This window comes from Sutterella seckii, from assembly GCF_009183815.1.
Lineage (GTDB): Bacteria > Pseudomonadota > Gammaproteobacteria > Burkholderiales > Burkholderiaceae_F > Sutterella > Sutterella seckii.
This window is the reverse complement of sequence record NZ_WEHX01000281.1, coordinates 1-258: the sequence shown is the minus strand read 5'-3', so window position 1 is coordinate 258 and position 258 is coordinate 1. Positions and strand designations below refer to the sequence as shown.

Genomic DNA, 258 nt, shown 5'->3' with positions numbered 1-258 from the left:
CGAGACCAGAGAGGATGCCGAGCTCAAACTCAAGGAGTTCTGCAGCTGGCTGATGCACGCCCGCATTCCAGAGATGAAGCGGGTGGCAAAGATGATCCGCAACCACTGGGAAGGGATTCTGAACTATTGGACGTACCGCCGCACCAATGCGCTGCTGGAAGCGGAAAATCTCGGCTTGGTTGGGGTATAACTCCCCAACCAGGGGTCAAGCCAGCCTCATCAAGGGCTTGAGAGCGGCTTCAGGAGAATCGTAGAGTC

At 56.6% G+C, this 258-nt stretch carries 1 protein-coding gene; it reads left to right on the top strand.

The features are described from left to right. A partial coding sequence (locus GBM95_RS12170; RefSeq protein WP_193222718.1) for a transposase occupies nucleotides 1–190 on the top strand: 190 nt, incomplete at its 5' end. Nucleotides 191–258: the final 68 nt, after the last annotated feature.